Genomic DNA, 22,571 nt, shown 5'->3' with positions numbered 1-22,571 from the left:
TGGCGTCAACGGGCAGCACAGGTGACACATACGATAACGCGATGGCGGAGAGCATCAACGGGTTTTACAAAGCGAAGGTGATACACCGTAAGAGTTGGAAGACCCGCGGCGAAGTGGAGCTGGCTATGCTGGCATGGGTGGACTGGTACAACAATCGCAGGCTTCTGGAACGTCTCGGCCATATCCCCCCGCCGAAGCGGAAAAAGCCTGTTACGCTTCCATCGGGAGCAGTGATCTGGCAGCCTGAGTTCACAGACAAAACACTCTCCCGGAAAACCGGGGCGGTTCAAACAAATGCGGGTGAAACCGCTTTCGAGATTTGCCATCTTATCTCGGTTAGCGGCGATAACCTGACCGTTATTCACGGGCAGGAGGGTACTGCGGCAAAAGGATGGTCTCTGAAGGATGTGATCGCCAACTTTGCGACTCGCGGATCAGAAAATGGCTTTCCACAAATAGCGCACATCCAGAGTGGTTATTACACGTCAGGCACCGCTGGTGGTTCAGCGCACGCACTGACCCTTGAACTGCCATCGGCGTTCTTTCTGAACAGCTCTGTGGATTGGGTGTTAAAAACGCCAATCGTCGTTTACCCGTCGCAGAACAACACGGGCGCAAGTACCTTACAGCTGACGATGGGGAATAGGGTTCCCGGCACTTTCCCAGCTGTATAAGGGTAATAAAGCTGCGCTTGATTCTGGTGATTTAGGGTGTGTCCCTTAACTTAACAACCGCTTTAAAAACAGCCTGACAGCTCCCAGTTTTAGCATACTCAGGTAGTTTCTTGCTGTTTTTTCTGAGCGTGTTGCAATACGACGATTTTCTTTTAGTATCGCAAAACAACGTTCCACGACATTGCGTTTTCTGTAATCGTTCTTCATCGGGGATAGCTGCTATGATCGGCATCGCTCAGTCCGGTTGGTGGTTTGTTTCTTTTTGGCGATTGATCAGATCGCACAATCCGGGCTGAGTTCCCTTTAAGTGATCTACTATTTTGCGAAGCTATTTAGTAGCGGGCGTCCCAATTTGTTGCCTGCTTGAGCAGTCAAAAGTTTTTTTCAATGTTATTAACCCCATCGCGGCTTATTTTGGAAAAGTGAGAGCAGTTAGCAGTTAGCAGTTAGCAGTTAACAGTACAGGAGCAGATGCCAATGGAAATGTTTTGCTTACGGCCGACGATGTTGGTGCGGTGCAACAGGGCGGCGGCACAGGAATAGCGACGAATAAGGTTTACCTGGGCTGGGATGGTTCAAAGCTGATTGTTCAGGTAGATGAAAGTTCGTTAGGGAAGGTATTTTGCGAGAGATTTCCACCAACAGCAGGGCAGTGTGGGGCATTTCCAGCTGAGGGTGGAACAGTAGGCAGTAAAGGGATTACAACGCCAGGACTCTTTGTCAATAATCATTCTCTTGGCGCTGGATCTCAGGGAATTTATATAGCATGGAATGAGCAATCAGGGAGGGGGGAATCTGACCTTATATGCAATGCAGGCAGTGGACTTGGTGGCTTCATATTTCGTACCGTTAATGGCGATAATACAAAAGAACTTGGGTGAGTGGATATTACTGGTGCTGGTTCGTTGAATACCGGAAATACCCTTAATGAAATGAGTCAGCGTGTTTACAGTCCTAATAACCCTCCTTCTTCTGCAAACCTTGGCGGGGGATGGAGGAAGGATAATGTGACAGGAATGATTATTCAGATGAGGGGCGGATCGAATAGTTCATCAAATGTTGAAGTACATAATTTTAATATCGCCTTTCCCAATACATGCGTCGCGATTTTGGGAACGCTTGGTACCAATATTAATCTAGGTAGTGTAGTTTATCTGGAACCTGAAAATAACAGTCAATTTACTGCAAAAACCACGGGAGGCGCAATTGGTTATCGTTGGATTGCAATTGGATATTGAATATGAAGATTTTCTATAGTGCAAGAAATAATGTTTTTTTCAGAGGAGCATAAAATATCCTTATGTTTAATCTGATTCAGGCTGGCCTGCCGATGCTGTTGAAATAACACAGTCAGAATACAATGAACTAATGCAGGGTAGGAATGATGGTAACATTATTATAGCAGACGACAATGGTGGGCCAGTTTTGACCGAACCTGTTGTCAATTGGCAAGAACGAGCAGAGTCTCAGAGTCAGATCTTACTGGCCGAAGCCAACAGTATAATTGAAGATTGGCGCACAGAACTCCAGCTTGACATGATCAGTGATAATAATAAGGGCCACTTGATTAAATGGATGGTTTATATTCAAAAGTTGAAAGAGCTAGATTTTACCAGCACAGTTGATGAACTGAGCTATGAAGCGATTGCGTGGCCCGAAAAGCCAATATAGTAAAAAATGCTACGTATGCCTTTTTATTGGTATACATAGCATGTAAAAATTAGTTCAATGATATCTTGTGGTTATAGGTAAATATTGTCATTCCCTGAAAGATGAAGGTTTCATCAGGGTTACCAAGCTGATTTCGTAATGCCTCAATTTTTAAATTGTCTGGTGAATCTGGTACTGCGCTTTCAATTGCTGGAATTGCTACAAACTGACGAATTGGAGCATCTTTCGCATAATTATCAGTTAACCATGACTTCATGGTTTGAAGTCGAGGCTTGTTAAACTTAATGCGGTGTGTGTTTTCATCAAATAAAACAGGAGAAATATGTATTTCCCCTAATGACAGCCAATTAACAGTATTAGAAAACCTCCAGTAGTCACCATAACCAAAACTGAGATTGTTTTTTTTCAGGAAGGCAATAAAATCATATGTTTGTTCTTCTTGGTTGTATAACGGAGTTTCATTCATATGATAAGAATAGATAGATGATGCTATGTATAAGGGAAATGCAACGGCGATAAGGTGTTTTTTTGAGAATGAAAGTCTCAGTGCTGTCAAAAGTATTATAAAACAAACAGCATTTACAAAAAACCTCGCACTTATGTCAGCAGGTGAATCATAGCTGATAATGAATGATGAGATTATTCCGGAAACTGTGAGAAAACTAAACAGACAAATAAAAAGTGATTTTTTTCCTTTATCTAAGCAAGTTATGAGCGAATATAAGTATATGACAGACCATACTAAGAAAGAGGTTGTATAGGCGATAGGACTTTGGGTGAAGAATAAGTTCATACTCTTACCTAATACCTGGACAGTCCACTCGGCATTTACCCACCATTGCTCATATGGCATGATTTTAAATCGCTGAATAGGCAAGCCCAGCATTTTAGGTAATAAGTGAGTCATGCTTATAATGAAACCCACTAGAAAAACTATAGAGATTTTTATTGGAATTTCTTTTTTCCATGTGAAAAACAAATGTGTTAAAAGTAAAGGAAGAAAATACGTTGCCAGAAACCAGGGATCGGAAGCTGATGCAAAAATAGCAATAATGGTACATATTATTGCCACTAATGGTGATTTTTTATTTAAATTACAGAAAGCCAGCCCAAAGGTTAACACCCCAAAGAAGTTCGTGGAATAGTGTGAAAAAGGGTGCGCAGCGAACCCAAAGGTATAAACGTAAGCAGGAAATAAAAGAAGGCTGGTTAATACAATGAGTGAGGCCCAGCTTTTGTTTATTGAATAGATAACGGAGGATAGTATAAAAGATGTTAAACCGATGAAGATAGAAGTGGATAGGATTAAAGGTATTTTCCCATCATTACCCATTAAAGCGAAAAAAAAGAAATTCATTGGGTATGTAGTGAAGTACCAATTATCAGGTGTAGGTGCCCAATCTTTAAAAGCGGAAAATCCCTCTGTAAGAAATGCCCTCCAGACCAGAGGGCTGTTTGCTGCGTCTGGTTCTACAGGAAAGTATCTCGCCGTCAAAACATAAGAGGATATTAAACACGCAATTAATAATAACAGGAAAATTATCGCTTTTTTTGAATTTATTTTAAACATCACTTAGTCCTTTTGGTCTCTTAACTAAATATCGAGGTCTTTGCTTGGTCTCAATATAAATTCGGCCAATATACTCACCCAGCACTCCTATCCCAATCAGTTGTACACCGCCGAGAAAAAGTATTGACACCAGTATAGATGGATAACCCGCCACCGGATTCCCCCATACCAGTTTATCAATAATCATCCATGCTCCGTATAGGAAAGAAAGAACGGCGACTCTCAGACCGAGATAGGTCCAGACTCTGAGCGGAAATGTAGAAAAGCTGGTAAGACCTTCCAGCGCCAGATTCCAGAGCTTCCAGCCATTGAATTTAGTCTGACCAACAGAACGTTCCGAGCGGGTATATTCCACTACGGTAGCCTCGCCTTCTACCCAACTGAGGATACCTTTCATGAACAGGTTCCGTTCCTGAAGTAACTTGATGTTATCGACTGTCTCGCGGGAAAGAAGACGGAAATCACCGACATTTTCCTCAATCCGGGGTGTACTGATTTTATTATGTAGCCTGTAAAACCATGCCGCTGTTTTACGTTTAAAGTGACTGTCACTGCTTCTGTCACTGCGTTTTGCCAGCACCACAGGCCAACCTTCCTGCCATTTGTTTATCAGTAAGGGAATGGTATCAATGGGGTCCTGAAGATCGACATCTATCGGGATAACAGCATCACCCGTTGCATGTTCCAGCCCTGCCAATAGGGCGGGTTCCTTTCCAAAATTACGGACAAAATTTACTGGTTTGACGGAAGGATCAGCCTTTGCCAGCGAGTTGATAATCTGCTCCGTGGCATCGGTACTGCCGTCATTGACAAAAATAATTTCGAGATTGTAGAGGGAAAGCTTTTCCCTTGCTGTTCGGTAGAATATGGGTATTGCGTCTTCTTCATTGAAAACGGGAACAACCAGACTAATTTTCATTTTTTCACCCTAAAAACAATGAAATTGGAATAAAAAAAGCCTGATATCAGGCTGGTTAAGGAGAAGGTTATTAGAGTAATCAATGGGGCAAAATGTGCGTGGTCGGCCAACCTGCCAACTCCGGCCGCAACGGAACCCATAAAAAATACATAAAGGACATAGCGAATGGTCGTTGGTTCGGTATTGAATGTCCAGCGTGCGTTGAAAAAAAATGAGAAGGTTACGGCAACGCAAAAAGCAGCCAGATTTGCGATCAACTGACTGGCACCTTGTAAGTAAAACACTACAAATACCAGCCAGTGCACGAGCGTATTGATCACGCCAATTGATGAGTACCTAACGAAGAGCTTTAGCATGAAAATGTCGATTTTACCTTGGACAAAGTGAACTTCTCCTCATAAACGATTCATGGGCAACAATGTAGGAGATAGTTTGATGGGACTGGAAAATAAATTCAAACCCTTCCCCAAAACTGACACTAAGCAACTGTTGTTCAAGCGGTTACATGTGGCGGATTTACGTCATTAAAATGAATCGTATTCACTAGAATAATTATATTATTCATATTGTTAACATGAGATCGCAAGTATACTGCTGCGTCATATGGGCTGGTTCGAAGTCGCTGGCCTGATTGTTAAAGGAATGGAAGGGGCTATTGCCGCCAAGACCGTAACCTATGACTTTGAACGTCTGATGGATGGCGCTAAGTTTATTAAATATCAATTGGTTAGTTGTGCTGCCATCAAGAATATGTACGTTGCATATTGCAGAGGATGTTTAGGGGGATATGTTCTCGTTTTTATTCCTGTCTGAAAACCAACTTTTCTGCAAAGTAGGACATAATATGACCACATTATTTTACCTCCCGATAATCTTTCATCCTTCACCTCGACCATCATGGCAACGCTCTGCTTGATCTTACCCAGTAACAGTGCATCGCCATTTGAAAACCTTATTTTTAACCCTTTTTTTTGGGGCCACTCTAACCATTTGATTTTATTGTGATGTTAGAATGCTGTTGGAAAAAGGGTATTTGATGAAGAAGGGTATTTTTTTATAGAAAATACAGCAGAATATGTTATTTTTAGTCCTGTTCACTGCCGTACAGGCAGCTTAGAAACTGATGGAACACGCCGGATTGAGCCGCGAACAGTTCACTGCCGTACAGGCAGCTTAGAAAACGACATCTACAGTCCGTGCGTGAGAGTTTGCGTTCACTGCCGTACAGGCAGCTTAGAAAATCCACAATGTGGCTCTTACTCACCCCGGAACGTTCACTGCCGTACAGGCAGCTTAGAAAAATCAAAAAAAGCGTGGAGGGATTCGTGTTCTGTTCACTGCCGTACCGGCAGGCTGAAGGCATTTGTAGATCAACCCGTGGAATTCCATTACGGCAATGTTGAGTTAAATCATTTTCACGCGACTATCACCCTGCGCGTCAAGACCATCGCTTACTACAGCGTTATTCGATAGTGAAAAAATCAACCATTTTGTTTAAATTAGATTTAATACAGACGTGAAAATCGCTGGGTAAAATAGCGCTGATGACATAGTTAAGCACAATATCCCGGTGTAGAGGCATGGGGATGTCATATTAAAAATATGTATTGAAAATCCCCCTGTCTTTCCAGTAATACTGGAAAGATTTAAATTATAGCCTGCTACAGGAAATAGATTACCCATACCATCAGCGCTATTATTGCCCATGTCAGTCCAGAACCGGCGATAACCATTAACCAGGCTTTCCGTTTGGTATGGCTGGTGCCGTTATAACGGATAATATTTTTTGATTGTATTGCGATGTTTTTCATAGTGGTTCTGCCATTTAGACGTGTAGTGTGTTCTTTCGTACAGAGCAGATGGCCTCTGAATTTGTACACAACATAAACCATCGCTTCTGAACGAAAAGTAAACAACCAGAGAAAGATGGATTGTGAGTAATGCGTTGAGTGGGAATATGCTGGTATTTTGATAAAAATCAAAAAATTGCCCGTTGAGGTTAGAAACCCAGGGGGAAAGGCCTGGCGTAGATGTCTAAATATTCATCCGTCGATTCTCCGGTACGGGCAAGGTGTGGCTACGGGGCTGACCGGGCTGGATCAATGATACGAGGTTTTTGCCACCGTCTCTGAAAGCATAAGTAAGCCTGTATAACCCCGGCTTAAAGCACCAGGCCCGATAGATATCTGCACCTCATTCGTCGGATGGCGCCCCTTCGTTCTACAGTTCATGGCAAGCGGTACTGACGGTGGTATAGCAATGCATAATGGCTGTCATCTGATGATCAGCAATGAGCCGAGATAGCGTCAGTCAACGCTGCTGCTGAGGGGCCCATAGCATGCGACATCACCGGTTGACGACAAGATAATAAATTGATATTTATCATGTTTTTGTTTTTTTTACGGTTTCTCTGCCGGGGGCAGATGGTGTTTCTCCAAAGTTAGCGACTATCAGGAACAGCGAATGATAGGTTGTGTTATTATCGATCCCAGCTTAGTACTCGAAAGGTATGTTCGGGGTACTTTTTTAAGATCGGCTGATAAGTTGAAGATGAAAACATGGCTGGCAATAGTTTTAAAATGATTCTGTCAAAATGCGTCATTTCTATATGTAAACGCTTCAGAAAAGGTAAAGAGAATAACCATATTAGGATCAGGGATTTGGATTTCGAGAGTATTGTGGTTTTTTCAACTACCGCTCTCGGTGATTTTCTTTTTAACACACCAGCAATACGTTCTGTTCAAAAACGCTATCCAAAAGCAAAAATAGTATTGGTCTCCAGCCATAAAAATAAGTCACTGGTTGAAGAGAGTCCGTGGTTCTCAGATGTCATTTATTGGGATCAAAAGGTGGCGAGTTTACCCGGGTTAATTCGTCAACTCCGAAAGAATAAGCCTGAATTAGCAATATTACTTCATTCTAAAAGCCCTTATGATGTGCTTTGTGTGTCTTTATCTGGCTGCCAATATATTTTGAAAGATAGCTACAACGATAAGGATATCAGTTTAAAATCTTGGGTGACCGCTATTTCCGGGCCTGAATTTGATGGCCATTTAATTGAGCGAAAACTTTCATTGGTGAGTCTTCTGGGGTGTGATAAAGATGATGTTTCAATGTCCATACCGATTGGTCGCAAAAATAACAAGACCAAAGAAACAACTGAAATAGTGGTTGCTTTTCAGTTGGGGGCGTCAGAGTTATTAAGATGTTGGCCAATTCACCGTTTTCAAGAATTGGCAAGATTATTATTTTCTTCCGGACGACAATATCGAATTGCTCTTATTGGGTCTCCTAAAGAAGCTCATTTAGCTGATGCTTTTTTGGCTGATATGACCGATGATGAGTGTAATCATATTACGTGTTATGTGGGCGATTTAAATCTCAAGGAACTGGTCGAAAAAATTGCTGAATTTGACGTTCTGGTCACAGGTGATACCGGACCGCTGCATATAGCCGTTGCATTGCAGGTCCCTACAGTGAGCTTGTTTGTTACCGCAAATCCGGAGCATACTGGACCTCTGCAAGATCCAGGCTTACATACTGTTATCAGAGTGTTACCCGGTGAGCGTGAGGTTCCTTCCGCGTTTGCTCATCAGCCTGTGGTTGTTATTACTGCTCAAGAAGTCATGTCCGCGATAGAGGCGATGGCATTTAAATAAAATTAAAATCATATCCATTGATATGTGAAAAATAAGCGAACTTCGAAAAAGCATTCAGTGAAGTGATTGCTGAATGCTTTTTTTATAACGGGTTAGCATTTTACCCGGAATGAAATAACAAGGAACCGTTAACCACGAAGGTTAACGGTTTTTGATGAAATTAAATACTGGATCTATTACAGCGATACACTTTAACGTAAAGCGACAATGTGATTTTAATGTATTTTCCTCAGGGATTATTTTTAAATTCCTGTTTCTACAAACAGATTATCTGGCCGACATGATCTATATTCATATAAGGAATGCACTTGTATACGTTATAACATTCAGCGATTAAGAATAAATAAAGCAACGTTATAGATCCACGCTTCAATCTTCAGTTTCAAGGGTACAGAGTTTGCTACCGTAAGCAGAATTGCTATCGCCATCAACAGAAACAGTAAATAGATCAGGTTACGTCTCATTTTTTGTCCTCAATAGCAAACTTTAGCTTAACAGTATCAGTGGGAAAGCGTTTTCGTTCAATAGGTGATTATTGTCAATTACTGGCGGATGATGGGAAAGAGTGGAAACTGATTGTGTCGTGCCAGTAGGTTTGCTTGCTGATCATGTGATGTGCTCTGACTGTTCATCCCGGTGAGGGGCGCGCCATCGTTGTGCAAGAGTGCCCAGGCATTTTTGTGTCGCAGATCAAATTATTTAGGATATATTGGAGCCAGAGGTCTGTTTTTAGGCGCTAAAGGCGCTTTTTCACCAAAAAACGTCAAAACGCTCTTGCTGGAAAAATCAAAGGTTGAGATGACCAGGGGGGCCGTAGAATAGGGCCCAAACTCAAATGAGGAAAATTTAGTGTCAGACGCTGCGTTTGAAGAACATCAGCCCGATCGACTGGAAGAAGCGAAAAATATCGCGCTGGGTTGGCGTATTGTGGGGCAGATTGAACCGCAATCGCTGGAAGAGGCGATCAAGATGTTGAAGGACAGTTCAGCCCATGCGGCCCGGGTTTATGAGCTGCTGTATGCCGAAATAGCCCAGCGAGCGAAAGAATAGCACCTCAGCAGACGCCTGGATCTAAAAAGGATTTATTCACCTTTGCCCAGTGGCTTCACTCAAAACGCGACACTGGCAGGCAAGAACTGATTGCAGATGTGAGAGAGTTCGTACCGGTAAACACCATCACGTCTTATTCATGTCGCGCAGACGATATCCTTTATCCTTCAAACCGCTGGCAGTGTCGGATGCCCTGAGAGCGTTAGTGTGCTGTGGGTGCCATTAACCTGCAAATGCCCCTGAGCGCCCAGCGGCAATGTGACAGTATGCCAGTGATGGCCAAATTTCAGTCCACTGACCAGCGGCAGACCGGTGAGTTGATGAATCAAGTCCCAGACACTGTCGAAGTCGTAGCCATGATCATAATCCGTCAATGTTGCCCCCGTAAAACTCCCAGTTACAATGGCCTTCTGTCGGGTCAGTACGCCCGTCTGTGCCAGTTGCAATAGCATTCTTTCCACGCGGAATGGATGCTCGTTCACATCCTCGATCACCAGAATGCCATCTTCAATTTGCGGCATCCAGGGCGTACCAATCAACGAACAGAGCATGGCCAGATTACCGCCCCATACAGTGCCAGAGACAGCAATTTGCGGTATTTGCCGCTCAGCCTGCCATTCAATAGTCAATTCAGGCGACGTCAGCGCGCGCCAAAAGTTATCAACAGTGAAATCAGATAACGTTTCTGCGCCAAAGTTGCCTGCCAGCATCGGGCCGCTGAAGGTAATGGCACCTTGCTGCAGTAAAGCCAGTTGTATTGCCGTAAAGTCGCTGTGGCCGCAAATGGCCAGAGGATGTGTCGCCAAACGGGCAGCCAGAGCGGTTGCATCAAAATGGGGGAGCAGGCGAGTTGCGCCGTAGCCGCCGCGTACGACCAGCACAATATCCGCCTGGCAGTCAGGTTGGATCAACTGATGTAAGTCCGCCAGGCGCTCGGCATCATTGCCGGCGAAACGCTGCTCGCGGCGCGAAATCACTGCTGTGTTTTCGACCACATGTCCCTGGTTTTGCAGTCGTCCAACGGCCCGTTGTGCCGCTTGTTGGTTATGACAATAGCCAGAAGGCGCAATCAGATGGAAAGAACGGGGAGTCACTGACATAATCTTCACTTTACCTTCAATGCAGCACAGGAATGGCTGCTTTTCAACAACCTTCAGATGCTCAGGGATAAAAAAATTCGCCTTTTGCTGCAAATTGTGTGATTTTTACGCAGTGCAGATGAACCATTTTACGTCACTGGCGATCTAATACGGCTGATAATGACGAAAAGTCGGTCTGAAGTCACCGTCTGACAGTAGAAATTCGGAGTTACGGTAATTTTCTGTTGGCCGATGGCAGTTATCATAAGCGCGAGGCGAAGGCTCGGAGGAAAAATATAGCGTGAGAAGCGTGAAATCAGTGGTCATATTGGGTGTGCTGATGCTGGCGGGGTGTGCCAGTGAACCCCCTAAACAGACTGTTATCCAGCAGCAGAGGTTTCTGCTCCCCCAGGTTCCAGAGGAGCCAGAAGAAAAAGAGGCGCAGGGCTGGTCGCTGTTTACCGAAAATGCGGCCCATAATTATGGCATCGACCCGAAACTGGTTGATGCAATAATTATGGTTGAGTCAGGCGGTAATCCCACCGTGGTCAGCAAGTCGAATGCTATTGGATTGATGCAGATTAAAGCCTCTACAGCGGGACGTGAAGTGTATCGGGTGCAGGGACGGCATGGCCAACCAACCAGTTCTGAGTTACGTGATCCAGTAAAGAACATTGATATTGGCACGGCGTACTTGAAAATATTGCAGGAGCAGTCGCTGGCAGGCATTCGTAACCCGGAGACATTGCGCTATGCGACAATTGTTGCTTATGCCAATGGCGCGGGCGCGTTGCTAAGGATCTTCTCGCGTGATCGGGATCGGGCGATTGCCATGATCAATTCAATGACTCCGGAAGCGTTTTATCAGTACGTCCAGAATAAGCATCCGGCAGCCCAGGCTTCGCGTTATCTCTGGAAAGTCAACACGGCTTACCGCTCTATGGGATCATCGTCAATGAGTTGATTTAAACCATTGTCTGCCCAGTTTTCTCTGTATTGTCGTCCGCTTTTTAGGCTTTTTTTTAAAAAAGTTTGGCTTTAAATCACGGGGTTAGAATTCTGACCTATACTATAGCTGTCTTAACAGTAGAAAATACAGGAGCAGTAAATGGGTGTTTTGTTCTGGATCATTTTCGGTCTAATCGCTGGAATTATTGCTAAATGGATTATGCCGGGCCGTGATGGCGGTGGGTTGATAATTACCATTATCCTGGGGATTGTTGGTGCGGTAGTCGGGGGCTGGATCAGCACTCTGTTTGGTCATGGTAAGGTAGATGGTTTTAACTTTAGCAGCTTTGTGGTCGCAGTGATTGGCGCCATTGTGGTGTTGTGGATTTACCGCAAAATCAAAAGTTGATACTCCTGGAATAAAGAGAAGGGAGGCCTCATGGTCTCCCTTTTTTGCACGCATCTGAACACTGCCGGTATATTATTGATCTTGGGTGATATCACTGACGTTATTGCAGGTGATGTTTTTCGGACAGTAAAGATCCAGCAGTTTAAGTGTCACGCCATTGGTCCAGCCAAAACCATCCTGCAGAGGATATTCGCCGCCGCCGCCGCCGCCGCCGCCCAGTCCCTCAACCACATATTTTTCTACCAACTTGTGTTCCTTATCGTAGGTGGTTTGCACATTTTTCAGGAAGCGCAAGGCAATGTCCTTCGCCAGCGCTTGTTTACCGTAATGGTTAAGGCCTTCGACAGCAGCCCACTGCAGCGGCGCCCACCCATTGGGCGCATCCCATTGTTGGCCATTGTGTTGGGTCGTGGTCACCAGCCCGCCTTCTTTCACCAACTGAGTCTGTACCGCTGTCGCTGTTTTGGCGGCTTGTTCGTCCGTTGCCACTTGCAAATAAAGAGGAAACAGGGCTGCCGCGGTCAGTTGGGGACGAACAGCAGCTTTCTGCCAGTCATAATCGGCATACCAGCCATGTTGGTTATCCCACAGGTAGTGGTTGATTGCCTCCTGACGTTGCTGCGCCAGATGCTCGAAACGTTGGCTGGCTTCGGTGTTTTTTGCTAACTGGTTAGCGTGGGCGAGGGTCTGCTCCAGATGGAACATCAGCGAGTTGAGATCGACCGGGATAATGCGGGTGGTCTGGATAGTGGAAATATCACCTGGTGTGGCGAACCAGCGTGAGCTGAAATCCCAGCCTGAAGCCGCACCGGCCCGCAGGTCACGGTACAACTCGCGGTGAGTGCGCGCGGCCGCTTTTTGCGCGGTAGCGATATCATCCATATACGATTCAGTGCGTGGAACATCACGTGAATCCCAGTAGCGGTTAAGCAGGGCGCCATCGTGCAGTTTCACGACACGTTGGCTGGCTTCGCCTGGTTTGAGCTTGTCGGCATCAGCCATCCAGTAATCATATTCTTTTTTCATTTCAGTCAGATACCTGGTGTAGACGCTGTCGCCTTGATGCTGCGCCAGCAGATCAACCATCATGCTGAAGAATGGCGGCTGGGACCGACTCAGATAGTAGCTACGGTTACCGTTAGGGATGTGGCCATATTGATCCAGCAATGAGGCGAAATTCTCGACCATATTTTGCACGAGATCCCAGTGGCCGCTTTCGGCCAGACCGAGCATGGTGAAATAGCTATCCCAGTAATACACCTCGCGAAAGCGGCCGCCAGGCACCACATAGGGTTTTGGCAACGCCAACAATGAATCCCACTGATTGGTTTGGATGGCGCTACGGGTGAGTACCGGCCACAGACTGTCAATGTGGTCACGCAGGCTTTGTCCGGCGGGCGGTACATATTTTTCACGGTTGGCTGGCAGGATGAAGTTGGTCGTCACAAAGTAACGCAGATCGAAATTGCGCTGAGTTTTCTGCATTTGCCAGTCAGCGAGGATTGAGCTGGGGTCACTTTTGGGAATGGCATCCGCAAAGGTTTTTTGGTCAGGGAAAATTTTTGCCGCCTGAACGGCATGGAACAATGGCCCTAAGCGAATATCGGGCGGCTGTGGCGCATCACTCAGCATGTGCTGCTGTGGTTCGGCGGCTTTGACTGTATTTAACGGACTTAGCGTAGCGACCAACAGGGGGAATGCCAGAATGGTTTTCCATTGACGTTTTGCGACACTTTGCATTGCTAGTTCTCCATGTCTGGATCCGGTGATCCGTAACCGATTGACGTTGAAACAAACTTTAGACGAGATTCCGTCAAGTGTCCGTGGAACGACCAGGAAATGTGAAGCCGTCAGGGTTTTTGATGGCGGATAAACGGTTTGCCTGCTGATCTACGCTGCACCAGAAAATGCGGCATATTGCACCGTTGTGGTGATCATTTAACCGCTGTTTCTCGATACAGAAAAATGCAATAGCAGGCAACGTCTTGTTCAGTAATTAATTAACTAGTTATTTAAAAAATGGCACGGGCATTGCAAATATTCAGCCAGGAACGTGCGGAGTGGGTGACTGGCAACGTTCTGATTCGCTTATTGCTTTTTTATCATCAGGGCCTTCAGGCGTAACGCCTTCTTATCCGGAGTTAACAGCATGAGAATGAAAACATTGTTACTAAGCGCCATCACTGCCTGCTGTTTTGGCGCTTTTTCGCTGTCTGTCTCTGCAGCCGATAAACCACTGGCGATGGATGCCGCGCTGCACGCGCAATTGCCTGAAAAAATCCGCAGTAGTAAAACCCTCAACCTGGTCACAGACGCGCACTATCCACCTTGTGAATCGTTTGCGGAAGATAACAAAACGATGGTTGGTTTCGAGCCGGATTTGTGGAACGCGCTGGGGCAGGTGCTGGGGGTGACGGTGAAACCCGTTTCGATCGACTTTGATGGCTTGATCCCAGGGGTAAAGAGCGGCCGCTTTGATCTGGCCGTGGAGTGTATTTCCGACAGTCTGGAGCGGGAAAAACAAGTGACGTTTGTCAATTACGCCTACGCCACCAGTGAGGTGTATACCCTGGCGACGGAAAAAACCATCAAAGCCGACCCACTGACGCTGTGCGGCCTGAAGGTCGGTTTGCAGACCGGGACTGACTTCGAGCATGCGATTGATGAAATCTACTCACCTAACTGCACTAAAAATGGCCAGCCCGCCATTCAGAAAGTCACTCTGGCTTCAGCGGATGCGGTGCTGCTCGCACTTTATGCTGGTCGGGTTGATTTTGTGCTGAATGATGCCGCGTCCGTCGATGATATTAAGCGCAAAGCACCGAAGCCAATCCGGACTATCAACATGCCGTTAATGCCGAAATACTATCTGGGGATCGTGGTCGCGCATCAGAACCAGCAACTGGCGGATGTGCTGCACAAAGCGATGGCGGTACTGATTCAAAATGGTACTTATGACCGTGTGATGGACAAGTGGCACCTCAGCCCGATGAAACTGGAAAGACCGGGGATTAACCTGACCAGTACTCAGCCGCTGTAAGGGGGGGCCGATGGATGAGCACAGACTGCACTGCGATGTGCTGGTTGTCGGCTCCGGTGGCGCGGCGCTCAGTGCCGCGTTGCGCAGCGCTGCTGCGGGGCTGTCGGTTATCGTCGCGGAAAAATCTGTCTGGTTGGGGGGCACCACAGCGATGTCCGGCGGCGCGACCTGGGTTCCGGTTAACCATCATGCCCGGGCAGCCGGCATCGTTGACTCGTCAGCGGAGGTGATGCGTTATCTGTCCGACAGTGCGCCGCCGGGTTGGGCGGCAACCGAGTCGCCGCTCTGGCAGGCCTTCGTCGACAGCGCGGGTGAAATGCTGCAGTTTGTGGAACAGCATACGCCGCTGCGCTTTGCGCTGACCTCTGAAGGCGATCCGCTGGCGGAGATTGCCGGAGCAAAAGCGTGGGGGCGGATGGTTGCGCCCTTGCCGCTGCGGGCCAGTACGCTGGCGGAAAAACGCTGGAAAATTCGGCCTTCGCCCTTGCCGCAGTTGTATACCTATCACGAAACGATTGGTCTGGATATCTGGCACCATCCGCTGCGTGAAAGTCTGCGAATGGCGCCTAAACTGGCCTGGCGGGCATTGACCCGTACGCGTACCAAAGGTGCGGCATTGATAACCGGGCTGCTGGAAGGGTGTCGTCGGCTTGGTTGTCGGATTGAAACCGATGCGCAGGTGGTGAAGCTGCTCACCCGTGGTGATCACCAGGTCAGCGGCGCAGTACTCAGCCAGCATGGCAAGCTGTTGCAGGTGAGTACCACGCGAGGCGTGGTGCTGGCCTGTGGTGGATTCGAATGGGACGCGCAACGGCGCACCGCGCATTTTCCTGGCGCGACGGATTTTATCGCCAGTCCGCGTAGCAATACCGGCGATGGTCATCGCATGGCTGAAGAGATTGGTGCCGCACTGGCGCATATGGATCAGGCCAATATGGGCGGCGGCATTCCGGCGCGCTACATGGGCGAGCCTTATGGCCTGTCGGTGTTTTTTCAATATGAGCCGAATGCCATTCTGGTTAACCGGCATGGCAGGCGGTTTGTCAATGAGTTCACCTTTAACCTCGGCGAAGCGCTGGACCAGCGTGATCAGCACGGGATGCCGCTGCAGTTGCCGGTGTGGATGATTGCCGATGCCCGTCTGCTGAGACGGTCGCCGTTACTGCGTTATTACGCCTGGCGTAGCCCGGGGTGGCTGCGTAAGGCCGACACACTGAGTGAACTGGCGGCTGAACTGGCGTTACCGGTGGCTGCGCTGCAGGAGACCGTCAACCGTTTTAACGGTTTCTGCCCGCATGGCGAAGATCAGGATTTTCAGCGCCATCTCTCTTCGGCGCACGGTAAAAGTGATACGCGGTTGCGCGGCGGTCTGCTACCAATTGAACGCGCGCCGTTTATCGCCGTGCCTTTCAACCGAACCTTTTTGGCCACCAAGGGCGGGCCGCGTACGGATGAACAGGGGCGGGTGCGTCATCAGGATGGCAGGATCATCCAGGGGCTGTTCTGCGCGGGAGTGGGGATGGCGAATCCCATTGGTACGCGGGCCGTTGGCGCGGGCACCACGCTGGGGCCTAACCTGACGTGGGGCTATATCTGTGGGCGAACATTGGCTGCAGACGTCGCCGACGCGGCACGTCACCCCAGCGAAATCTATCCGGAGGAACAACCATGCTCGGGTTAACCGCACGTTATCCGCAGGCGCTGATTATGCACGGTCTGAGCGGAAAAACCGCGCTGATAACCGGCGGTTCAAAAGGCCTCGGACTGGCGATTGCGCAGACACTCGCCAGCTATGGCGTCAATATTGCATTACTGGTCAGGTCGGACCGTGAATCGGCGGAACAGGCGGTTGATTTGCTGCGCGGCCAGGGAGTGAAAGCCGGTTTCTGGCTGGCGGATATGACGGTTCGGGCAGAAGTCACCGCCGCCATACAGGACATCAACCAGGTGTTGGGCGGCATTCAACTGCTGGTCAACAATGCCGGCGCCAACGCGCATGCACCGCTGCTCTCACTGACGGATGAACAGTGGCAGCGAGTGGTTAACGCTAATCTTAACGGCACCTTTGTGGTGACCACGGAAGTGGTCAAACGCATGTCGAGGGGCGGGGTGGTTATCAATATTGCCGGCGCCTCTGCGCACCGTTGTTATCCCAACGCCGGGGCTTACGGCCCGGCAAAAGCGGCAATCGTCAATCTGACGCAGCAAATGGCGCTGGAGTGGGCGCCGCTGGGGATCCGCGTTTGCGGTGTCAGCCCGGGGCCGGTCCGTCCGGCAGATTCAGACTGGCAACAGCAGGAGCCGGAACTGGCCGCCGAGGTGGCTCGCTTACCACTTAAGCGAGCCGGTACGCCGGAAGAAATTGCGCAAACCGTTTGTTTCCTGGCATCCAGTGCCGCCAGCTACATAACGGGACAGATGCTGGTGGTGGACGGCGGCGGAATCAGTAGCTGGTATATGACGCAGTAACCAGACAGGGGGAAAGCTATGGCAGCAACAACCACGGTGGTGGAAGCGCACCAGGTGAGGAAATCGTTTAACGGTGTCGAGATCCTTAAAGGCGTTGATCTGACTATCGATAGTGGAGATGTGGTGTGTTTGATCGGGCCTTCCGGCTCGGGCAAGTCGACCTTCCTGCGCTGTATTAATCATCTGGAGAAGATCGACGGCGGCGCGTTGTATGTTGATGGCGAGATGGTGGGTTACCGGCGGGAAGGTGATCGCCTGTACGAGCTGAAAGAAGCGGAAGTGGCACGTAAGCGCATGCACATCGGTATGGTGTTCCAGCGTTTCAATCTGTTCGCACATATGACTGCGCTGGAAAATGTGATGGAAGCGCCCGTGACGGTGAAAAAGATCCCGAAAGCGCAGGCCCGTCAGGAGGCTGAAGCGTTACTGGATCGCGTTGGACTGAGCCACCGCTATCATGCCTACCCATCGGCGCTGTCCGGCGGGCAGCAACAGCGGGTGGCGATAGCCCGGGCGTTGGCGATGAAACCGACATTGATGTTGTTTGATGAACCGACTTCGGCACTGGATCCCGAACTGGTGGGAGAAGTACTGGCAGTCATGCGCCGTTTAGCCGAAGAGGGGATGACGATGGTGATTGTCACCCATGAGATGTCTTTTGCCCGTGATGTGGCATCAAAAGTGGCGTTTATGGATAACGGCGCCATCGTGGAAACCGGGGCGCCCCAGACCATTTTCAGTACCCCTGCACATCCGCGCACGCGGGATTTCCTCACACGAATTTTGTAATCGATAAGGTAGTAAAGGCCATTGACTTCACTGACTCACGATGTTAATTAATCGATTAATTAATTCGAATTTCAGTACGGATTTACCATGCGTAACGAAAAGAGAATAGCGATGACCGATAACCAGCAGGCGCTGCACGACAGCAGATTGAAAGCCACCAAAGACAATCCGTGGCCCTATGATGAGGTAAAAGTGGTGCCGTCACGGTACTACGGCCGGTGGTTGTCCGCGCTGGTGATCGCCGCGTTGATCGCATTGGTGGCTGATTCGATGATAACCAATGAGAACTTTGGCTGGGCGACAGTGGGCAAATACTTATTTTCGCCAACGATCCTGAGTGGACTGCTGACGACCAGTTGGCTGACATTGGTGATCATGCTGCTGGCGATTGTATTAGGGGTGTTGCTGGCGGTGATGCGACTGTCTTCCAACCCGCTATTAGCCGGTTTCAGCCGTAGCTGGATTTGGTTTTTCCGCGGCACGCCAGTGCTGGTTCAACTGATTTTCTGGTACAACCTGGCCGCGCTTTATCCCACGGTAAACATTGCTATTCCCGGTGTATTTTCGCTGTGGCACGGCAGTATGAATGATCTGATCACCCCGTGGACTGCGGCGATCCTTGGCCTCGGACTGAATGAGTCAGCTTACATGGCGGAAATTATTCGTGCCGGGATCGCCTCGGTGGACGAGGGGCAACAGGAGGCGGCGCGCGCATTAGGGATGCGCAAAGGGCAGTATCTGAAACGCGTCACCTTGCCGCAGGCGGTGCCATTTATTATTCCGCCAACCGGAAATCAGGTGATCGGGATGCTGAAAACCACCTCGCTGGTGAGTGTTATCTCCCTGTCTGATCTGCTTTATTCCGCCCAGGCCATTTATTCAAGAACCTATGAAAACATTCCTTTATTGATTGTTACCTGCATCTGGTATCTGGTCGCCACCACGCTGCTCAGCGCGGTACAGACCCGCATAGAAAAACACTACAGCAAAGGTCGGGGGCGGTAACGCACCCTTTCAACTGCTTTTTAACCGGGGAAGAACATGAGGCTGGGGTTATTTAACTTAATGTCTTTCAAAGATAACGCGGGCGGGCTACAGGGCGTTATCCACGATACGCGACAGATGATTCAGTTGGCTGAGGCGATCGGTTTCGATACCGCCTGGTTTGCTGAACACCATTTCACTAACTATTCGATCAGTGTTTCACCACTGATGATGGCGGCGCATATGGCGGGATATACCCGCCGGATCAGACTGGGTACCGCGGTAATGGTGTTGCCGCTATACCATCCGATGCGAGTCGCGCAGGAGATAGCGCTGGCTGATCGCCTGACTGAAGGACGGCTGGTGTTGGGGATAGGCAGTGGCTATCAGGCCTGGGAGTTTGATCGCTACGGGCTGGATGTGGAAGCGCGTACAGAACAACTGCTGACGCACTGGCAGTTGGTCAGCGATGCGTTAACCCGTGGGGAAACCGTCTCGGTTGATCGTCACGGCGCGCCGTTGCAGACCCATTTCCTGTTAAACACGCTACAGCAGCCGTTGCCGCCGCTGTACATCACCTCGACGAATCCGGCCGTACTGAAAGCGTTCTCCCCCTGGCAGGCCACACCGTTTATGACCGCCGGTTATCGCGGGACGCACAAATTACGGCAAATGGTCAGTGATGCCCGCGAGAGCTGGTATGAGGCCGGGCTGGATGGCGATATGCCGGTAGCGGTGCAGCAATATATTCACGTCACCGACAGCCGGAGTGCCGCGCGTGAAGCGGCGGGGCGGGCGATGTTTGTCGCCAGAATGATTGCCGCGTTGCAGGGGAATACTGAGGTCACCGACGAGGCGTTTATTGCGGCACCGCCTTTTGCCGGAGAGCCTTCTCTCGACCAGGTCTGCGACAACCTGATGTTTGGCGACCCCGAGACCGTGGCTGAACGGATTATTAGTGAAGTCCGCGCAATCAAGCCGAGTCACTACAACTGCTTTTTCCAGTTTGGTGATATGCCACTGGCGCAGGCGCGCCGCTCTCTTGAGCTGTTTGGCGAGCGGGTTGTCCCGTTGCTGGAAGCCGAACTGGGTAAAATCACCGTTGATCTCACGCCAGCCATGGCCCGTTGAGGATGAATGTTATGCACAATGAACAGAAAATTGCCTGCCGTTTTGATGATGGTGAGGCGATCGCCCATCGTATCCTGGCTCAGCAAAGCGACAATGCGGGGCGGGCCGAGACGCTGCCAGCGGATGCTTATAACAGCGATGATTTTTATCGTCTTGAAGAACAGAAGGTGCTGCGTGAAGACTGGCTGTTTGTCGGTCATTTGGGGCAGTTGCCGAATGAAAACGACTACTTCACGCTCGATGTGGTGGGCGAGCCGTTGCTGATTGTTCGCAAGGGCGAAGGTGTCCGCGTGATGTCCAATGTTTGCCTGCATCGCTGGGTGCCGATCGTCAGCGGCAGCGGCAATGCATCCGTGTTTGTCTGCCCGTTCCACAACTGGAGTTATGACACTGAAGGCCGGCTGACCGGCGCGCCATCTATGCAACAGGCCGAGGGTTTTGTTCGCCAGGACTGCCAGTTGCCGCAGATTCGCCATGAGATCATCGCCGGGATGATTTTCGTCACCTTCTCCGCCACTGTCGAGTCACTCAGCGAGCGCTTTAGCGAACTGTTGCCCGTACTGAATAAGTATCATCTGGCGACGTTGCAGTGTGCCTTCACCCTCGACTACGACTGTCCCTTTAACTGGAAGATGGCGGTGGAGACCTTTATCGAATGTTATCACCACGCGGGTGTACACCGTACCACGCTGGAGGACAGCTTTCCGGGGCGTCTGACCTGGATTGGCGAGGATACGCCGGGCTGGACCGTCTGTCATCAGCCGTTACGCAAAAGGGGAGAACTGAGCGAAATTCTCACCGCAGGGTTGGTGCCCTTTGACGGGTTGGAAGAGGACGATCTGCGCCGCAGTGATCTCTATCTGCTCTATCCAACTTGCCTGATGTCGCTGAACCCTGATCGGGTGACCATTAACGTGATCCTGCCGCTGAACAAATCCATGTCTAAGTGGCACCGTGTGGTACTGGTTTCAAAAGAATCTGCCGCGCGAGAGGATTTCCCGGCTACGGTGGAACAGATGCGCAATGGCGTGTTGACCATCGTCGCGGAAGATCTGGAAATCAACGCCGCGCAGCAGCGCGGCAGCCGTTCACAGCTAGCCAGACCAGGACGACTGAGCCATCTGGAAACCTCTGTCTGGCACTTTGCCAATTATCTGAAACGTAAACTGGCGGTATAAGGACTCAATATGAGAACGCTTAAGCTGGGCCATTCCGGTCTGGAAGTCTCTGCCCTTTGCCTGGGCTGCGTGACCTATGCGCCGCCTGCGGCCAGCGGTTACAGCTGGACCTTCGACGAAGAACAGAGCCGTACATTTATCAAAAAAGCGCTGGAGTTGGGGATTAATTTCTTCGATACCGCGAACATCTACGCCAAAGGCGCCAGTGAAGAAGTCCTGGGGCGGGCGCTGCGGGATTTTGCCAATCGGGATGACGTGGTGATAACCAGCAAGGTATATAACCCAATGCGTCAGGGAGCGAATAGCAAGGGGCTATCACGTAAGGCGATTTTTGCCGAATGCGACCATAGCCTGCGGCGCCTTGGTACTGATTATATCGATCTGTATCAGATTCACCGCTGGGATTACGAGACGCCGTTGGAAGAGACGCTGGAAGCGCTGCACGACCTGGTGAAAGCGGGCAAGGTGCGTTATCTCGGCGCCTCGTCGATGTATGCCTGGCAGTTCAGTAAAGCGTTGCAGGTGCAGAAATACCACGGTTGGGCGCGTTTTATCGCCATGCAGAACCACCTTAATCTGCTGTACCGCGAGGAAGAGCGCGAAATGCTGGCGTTGTGCGCCAGCGAAGGCGTCGGGGTCACGCCGTGGAGCCCGCTGGCACGGGGGCGTTTGACCCGTCCGCTTGAACAGCAGCAGAGCAGCGCCCGTGGTGGGAAAGACGCCTATGCCGATTTCCTCTATAAAGCGACGGATGAAGCTGACCGCCGGGTTATCCAGGCGGTGACGGCTGTTGCCAGGGCACGCGGCGTGTCGCAAGCGCAGATCGCGCTGGCCTGGTTGTTTACCCGCCAGGCCGTGGCCGCGCCGGTGATTGGCGCGACTAAATTCCTCCATCTCGAAGAGGCGGTCGCCGCCAGTGAACTGACCCTTACTGCGGAGGAGATCGGCCAGTTAGAAGCGCCGTATGTCCCGCACCCGATCGTCGAACATAACTGAGGCAG

Annotated in this window: 21 protein-coding genes and 5 pseudogenes; 18 read left to right on the top strand and 8 right to left on the bottom strand. The window is 49.5% G+C overall.

Annotated elements, in window-relative coordinates; genetic code table 11:
* Window positions 1-247 (top strand): annotated as a pseudogene (locus EH228_RS00180) (integrase core domain-containing protein); the annotation flags it as partial.
* Between the two features lie 52 nt (window positions 248-299).
* A pseudogene (locus EH228_RS20095) lies at window positions 300-708 on the top strand (phage tail protein); the annotation flags it as partial.
* A gap of 11 nt (window positions 709-719) precedes the next feature.
* Here the strand turns inward: EH228_RS20095 and EH228_RS00175 are convergent.
* Window positions 720-878 (bottom strand): annotated as a pseudogene (locus tag EH228_RS00175) (IS5 family transposase); the annotation flags it as partial.
* A 284-nt stretch (window positions 879-1,162) separates the two neighbouring features.
* On the opposite strand from EH228_RS00175, the gene EH228_RS00170 reads away from it, so the two are divergent.
* From EH228_RS00170 to EH228_RS00160, 3 genes and pseudogenes are all read left to right on the top strand, one after another.
* Window positions 1,163-1,555 carry a hypothetical protein gene (locus EH228_RS00170; protein WP_152319687.1) on the top strand — a complete coding sequence of 131 codons (393 nt, stop codon included), beginning with the start codon at window positions 1,163-1,165 and terminating at the stop codon, window positions 1,553-1,555.
* Window positions 1,556-1,912: a gp53-like domain-containing protein gene (locus EH228_RS00165; RefSeq protein WP_152319686.1), complete on the top strand. Its 357-nt coding sequence runs from the start codon at window positions 1,556-1,558 to the stop codon at window positions 1,910-1,912.
* A 94-nt stretch (window positions 1,913-2,006) separates the two neighbouring features.
* Window positions 2,007-2,345: pseudogene (locus EH228_RS00160) on the top strand (tail fiber assembly protein); the annotation flags it as partial.
* A gap of 49 nt (window positions 2,346-2,394) precedes the next feature.
* Here EH228_RS00160 and EH228_RS00155 read toward each other — a convergent pair.
* Genes EH228_RS00155 through EH228_RS00145 form a run of 3 tightly spaced genes read right to left on the bottom strand, consistent with a single transcriptional unit; the run spans window position 2,395 to window position 5,190 of the window.
* Complete coding sequence (locus EH228_RS00155; RefSeq protein WP_152319684.1) at window positions 2,395-3,915, bottom strand: hypothetical protein; 1,521 nt, start codon at window positions 3,913-3,915, stop codon at window positions 2,395-2,397.
* The gene (locus tag EH228_RS00150) at window positions 3,908-4,834 is read right to left on the bottom strand and encodes a glycosyltransferase family 2 protein (protein WP_152319683.1); all 927 of its coding nucleotides are present in this window, start codon (window positions 4,832-4,834) and stop codon (window positions 3,908-3,910) included. The genes EH228_RS00155 and EH228_RS00150 overlap by 8 nt, the downstream gene beginning before the upstream one ends.
* Window positions 4,831-5,190 carry a GtrA family protein gene (locus tag EH228_RS00145; protein ID WP_152319682.1) on the bottom strand — a complete coding sequence of 120 codons (360 nt, stop codon included), beginning with the start codon at window positions 5,188-5,190 and terminating at the stop codon, window positions 4,831-4,833. Before EH228_RS00145 ends, EH228_RS00150 begins: the two co-directional genes overlap by 4 nt.
* A 226-nt stretch (window positions 5,191-5,416) precedes the next feature.
* On the opposite strand from EH228_RS00145, the pseudogene EH228_RS20345 reads away from it, so the two are divergent.
* Window positions 5,417-5,587 (top strand): annotated as a pseudogene (locus EH228_RS20345) (NADP-dependent isocitrate dehydrogenase); the annotation flags it as partial.
* Between the two features lie 908 nt (window positions 5,588-6,495).
* Here the strand turns inward: EH228_RS20345 and EH228_RS00135 are convergent.
* Window positions 6,496-6,645, bottom strand: coding sequence for a YmiA family putative membrane protein (locus EH228_RS00135; RefSeq protein ID WP_152319680.1), 150 nt, complete (start codon window positions 6,643-6,645; stop codon window positions 6,496-6,498).
* Window positions 6,646-7,392: 747 nt separating this feature from the next.
* On the opposite strand from EH228_RS00135, the gene EH228_RS00130 reads away from it, so the two are divergent.
* Window positions 7,393-8,493, top strand: a complete 1,101-nt coding sequence (locus tag EH228_RS00130) for a glycosyltransferase family 9 protein (protein WP_240116198.1) — start codon at window positions 7,393-7,395, stop codon at window positions 8,491-8,493.
* A gap of 326 nt (window positions 8,494-8,819) precedes the next feature.
* Here the strand turns inward: EH228_RS00130 and EH228_RS20090 are convergent, their stop codons facing one another.
* Window positions 8,820-8,957: a hypothetical protein gene (locus EH228_RS20090; protein WP_193323241.1), complete on the bottom strand. Its 138-nt coding sequence runs from the start codon at window positions 8,955-8,957 to the stop codon at window positions 8,820-8,822.
* Between the two features lie 385 nt (window positions 8,958-9,342).
* Between EH228_RS20090 and EH228_RS00125 the strand changes: the two genes are divergently transcribed.
* Window positions 9,343-9,543 carry a hypothetical protein gene (locus EH228_RS00125; RefSeq protein WP_152319679.1) on the top strand — a complete coding sequence of 67 codons (201 nt, stop codon included), beginning with the start codon at window positions 9,343-9,345 and terminating at the stop codon, window positions 9,541-9,543.
* 167 nt (window positions 9,544-9,710) lie between these two features.
* Here the strand turns inward: EH228_RS00125 and ldcA are convergent, their stop codons facing one another.
* Window positions 9,711-10,643 (bottom strand): muramoyltetrapeptide carboxypeptidase, encoded by a 933-nt coding sequence (gene ldcA, locus EH228_RS00120; protein ID WP_152319678.1) that lies wholly within the window; start codon window positions 10,641-10,643, stop codon window positions 9,711-9,713.
* A gap of 280 nt (window positions 10,644-10,923) precedes the next feature.
* On the opposite strand from ldcA, the gene EH228_RS00115 reads away from it, so the two are divergent.
* Window positions 10,924-11,586, top strand: coding sequence for a transglycosylase SLT domain-containing protein (locus tag EH228_RS00115; RefSeq protein WP_420841434.1), 663 nt, complete (start codon window positions 10,924-10,926; stop codon window positions 11,584-11,586).
* Between the two features lie 144 nt (window positions 11,587-11,730).
* The gene (locus EH228_RS00110) at window positions 11,731-11,979 is read left to right on the top strand and encodes a GlsB/YeaQ/YmgE family stress response membrane protein (protein ID WP_152319677.1); all 249 of its coding nucleotides are present in this window, start codon (window positions 11,731-11,733) and stop codon (window positions 11,977-11,979) included.
* Window positions 11,980-12,051: 72 nt separating this feature from the next.
* On the opposite strand, the gene treA is transcribed toward EH228_RS00110, so the two are convergent.
* Entirely contained in the window at window positions 12,052-13,719 is a 1,668-nt protein-coding gene (gene treA / locus EH228_RS00105; RefSeq protein ID WP_152319676.1) for an alpha,alpha-trehalase TreA, read from the bottom strand.
* A 409-nt stretch (window positions 13,720-14,128) separates the two neighbouring features.
* Here treA and EH228_RS00100 point away from each other — a divergent pair, with 409 nt between their 5' ends.
* The 8 genes from EH228_RS00100 to EH228_RS00065 all read left to right on the top strand — a co-directional run bounded on the left by EH228_RS00100 (window position 14,129) and on the right by EH228_RS00065 (window position 22,566).
* Window positions 14,129-15,019: an ABC transporter substrate-binding protein gene (locus EH228_RS00100; protein ID WP_152319675.1), complete on the top strand. Its 891-nt coding sequence runs from the start codon at window positions 14,129-14,131 to the stop codon at window positions 15,017-15,019.
* Between the two features lie 10 nt (window positions 15,020-15,029).
* On the top strand, window positions 15,030-16,700 hold the full coding sequence (locus EH228_RS00095; RefSeq protein WP_152319674.1) for an FAD-binding protein: 1,671 nt from the start codon (window positions 15,030-15,032) through the stop codon (window positions 16,698-16,700).
* Window positions 16,688-17,488, top strand: a complete 801-nt coding sequence (locus tag EH228_RS00090; RefSeq protein WP_240116197.1) for an SDR family NAD(P)-dependent oxidoreductase — start codon at window positions 16,688-16,690, stop codon at window positions 17,486-17,488. Before EH228_RS00095 ends, EH228_RS00090 begins: the two co-directional genes overlap by 13 nt.
* A gap of 18 nt (window positions 17,489-17,506) precedes the next feature.
* Window positions 17,507-18,277, top strand: coding sequence for an amino acid ABC transporter ATP-binding protein (locus EH228_RS00085; RefSeq protein WP_152319673.1), 771 nt, complete (start codon window positions 17,507-17,509; stop codon window positions 18,275-18,277).
* Between the two features lie 87 nt (window positions 18,278-18,364).
* Window positions 18,365-19,282 carry an amino acid ABC transporter permease gene (locus EH228_RS00080; protein ID WP_152319672.1) on the top strand — a complete coding sequence of 306 codons (918 nt, stop codon included), beginning with the start codon at window positions 18,365-18,367 and terminating at the stop codon, window positions 19,280-19,282.
* Window positions 19,283-19,318: 36 nt separating this feature from the next.
* Window positions 19,319-20,392 (top strand): LLM class flavin-dependent oxidoreductase, encoded by a 1,074-nt coding sequence (locus tag EH228_RS00075; protein WP_152319671.1) that lies wholly within the window; start codon window positions 19,319-19,321, stop codon window positions 20,390-20,392.
* Window positions 20,393-20,403: 11 nt separating this feature from the next.
* A complete protein-coding gene (locus tag EH228_RS00070) occupies window positions 20,404-21,570 on the top strand; it encodes an aromatic ring-hydroxylating oxygenase subunit alpha (protein ID WP_152319670.1) in 1,167 nt (388 codons plus the stop codon).
* Window positions 21,571-21,579: 9 nt separating this feature from the next.
* On the top strand, window positions 21,580-22,566 hold the full coding sequence (locus tag EH228_RS00065) for an aldo/keto reductase (RefSeq protein WP_152319669.1): 987 nt from the start codon (window positions 21,580-21,582) through the stop codon (window positions 22,564-22,566).
* The last annotated feature ends 5 nt before the right edge of the window (window positions 22,567-22,571 follow it).

It is taken from the genome of Erwinia endophytica (assembly GCF_009295515.1).
In the GTDB taxonomy this organism is placed as follows: domain Bacteria; phylum Pseudomonadota; class Gammaproteobacteria; order Enterobacterales; family Enterobacteriaceae; genus Erwinia; species Erwinia endophytica.
Note: the sequence above shows the minus strand (reverse complement) of the source record. Positions and strands in the feature narration are given on the sequence as shown.